Origin of the sequence: Shewanella sp. 3_MG-2023, assembly GCF_030548765.1 — a bacterium.
Taxonomy (GTDB): Bacteria; Pseudomonadota; Gammaproteobacteria; order Enterobacterales; family Shewanellaceae; genus Shewanella.
On the sequence record NZ_JAUOSH010000069.1, the window covers coordinates 1 to 2489 of the forward strand.

The 2489-nt window shown below is 37.6% G+C and carries 2 protein-coding genes; both read right to left on the minus strand.

Annotated elements, in window-relative coordinates:
- Window positions 1-321: 321 nt before the first annotated feature.
- Window positions 322-1674 (minus strand): hypothetical protein, encoded by a 1353-nt coding sequence (locus Q4591_RS19955; RefSeq protein WP_303462592.1) that lies wholly within the window; start codon window positions 1672-1674, stop codon window positions 322-324.
- A gap of 6 nt (window positions 1675-1680) precedes the next feature.
- A complete protein-coding gene (locus tag Q4591_RS19960; RefSeq protein WP_303462594.1) occupies window positions 1681-2337 on the minus strand; it encodes a hypothetical protein in 657 nt (218 codons plus the stop codon).
- Window positions 2338-2489 lie beyond the last annotated feature (152 nt).

Genomic DNA, 2489 nt, shown 5'->3' on the forward strand with positions numbered 1-2489 from the left:
CAAACCCACACAAAAATGCCTTACGTACCACACGCGAACAACAGTGGTAGTAAGGCGTATCTTCTAAACTCACGAGTTTTTTTCTAGGTCTGGCCATCTTTAGTCACCAAGTAATGAGCAATAACTCAAGCCTAGTAAGGAGTACAATATTTAGCCACTTAGAGTGGGTGGCCATGTTATTAATGTTATTTATTTGATATATAGCCATTAATCATGGGTGGCCATGTTATTTATGCTTGGCTGTAATGCCGGCGACGCTGCTGAAGCATAAACATTAACAATGGCTGGCCAGATTTATTCTTTTTATGTCTTAGTTATTTTTTACTCTTCTTTTAATAAGTCTGACTCAATTCCATTTTCTTTTAGCAGCTTAAATATATTACTTGGTAAGATAAACAAGGAAGTTGCCCCCTCTTCAACCGATAATAATGCTTGCTTCGGAAACCACTCCATAGCCAAACCTATAACATGCTGAAAGTAATCTGCAGTTTCATTACTAAAAACCTCATCCAAATTAATATCTCCTACCACTTTCTCATTTAAACTAATCGTTAATACGCCATCTTTGACTTCATCTTGGTAGCTAACACTATCATGCTCACCACGTAACTTAACTAACTGCTCTAAGGGGTCAATAAAACCTATATAAGGTGAGCGAATATTATCTAAATCATTAATGTCAAATAACTCAATCGTTTCAGCTTCAAAATGGTCAGCTAAACACGCTATGATTTCAGTTCTATTTGTACCATCAAGTAGTAGCTGATTAAGTTCATCCTCGACATTAGTCTTATTGTTTTCAATATCCACTTCTTCAGTTTTATCTTTTGAAAAGTATTCATCGTCTGTCAGATACTTACCCGCCCTGACATTCGCCCAAATGGTTTTCCATTCTGGGGCAATCTCTTCGGAATCAAGTTGCTTAAACCAAAGCTCTGCGATTGTTTGAAACGCCGCAGAATATTGCTGCCGTTGCTGGTAAAACTGCAGGCTAGTCGCCAGCATCCGACCCAGTATTTCTTCAGAATCATCCCATCGCATTTGTCTTCTATACATTTCTGTAGAGAGATATTGACTTAAGTTACAAAGATGTTGAATAGAGAAAGCATTAAAATATGGCTGGAATGATTCACCATCTTTATCCTTTTTTATAATTGCCGCCAACTTATCGATAGAGAATAATGCACCACTATTTAACGGCCGAAGCGCTTCAAGCCGAGCTGGTTCTGTCTGATTAACATAAGCGTCATCGAGAAATTGCTGATTTAAGAATAAAAACTGATAAAGTAGTTGCTCACGCTGTAAAAAAAGTGACTTTACATTTTCAGTCGCATTTAATGGCGTCAACAATCGACTTCTATTTTTAATTAATAAATAGCTAGTACTGATACTGCCCAGCATTGATTCTTCACAGCGGGCTTCAGATTTGATGCGCTGAAACTCTGCAAACCAAACGTTAATATCATCTGATGGGTGCCACGCTAAACAGTAGATAAGCGGTACAGGTTCTGCCCATGCAATATCTTCTTGTTTACGTATTCCCTTTAGAAAATAGGGCTCCATATATTTAACTTCTTTTTTAGAGTATTGGTGCTCTAACAGGCGTTTTTTTAACTCAGTCCATAATACCTTACGAGCCTTCATCCATTTTTTATCTTCAACTTTCCAATACATTTTTTATTACTCCACTGCATTAATTAAGTCTTCCATACCTTCCAGCAAGTTATTATCTAAAAAGTCTTTCATTATCGCCTTAGTATTTTGAACGCCAACCATACTGTAAAATAACGACTCACACGTTTTAGTATGCGCAACATGCTCGTTATCTGTTTTCTTTTTCACATCACTTTTGGCTGCTGCAGGTACCTTACAAAGTCGCTCGTCCAATTTTATTTTCTTCAAATCAGTCGTTTTAGGACCTTTATACTTTTTATCTTGGGAGACGAACTGCTGAAAACGCCAAGATAATTTTTGCAAACTAGGTTCATCTTCAGATTCAAGCTCTAAGAAATCAGAAAAGAACTCTTTATGGATATGCTGCCCTCGCTTTGGCTTGCTAGGGTAACCAGTCCATTCCTTTAGGAGACTTTTATTGAGTGGCATTTGCAGAGACTTCAATTCAAGCCACTCTTCTCCCTCATTGGTAAGCACGATATCCACCTCGCGGGAATAACTTGTAACACTGTTAAATGCGATCTTTCTCGAAGCTTCTATCGCTTTCACTTTAGGTTGAGATGAATCTACCTGACTTATTAAATGTTTATATGCCACCATAACTAAGTGAAACTGAGCGCCATATTTTTGCTGTCGGCCAAAAAACTTAATAGGGCTAAACATTCTGATATACAGCTCCCTAAGGGCTATTGCACTACCTCTATTTTCATCTGGGGAACTAACAAATAACCCACAATTACAAAGCCACCCATTATTTAGAAGTTATAACATAACGCCATTCGTTTTAAGTTGCTAACACTTACATCCATTAACTG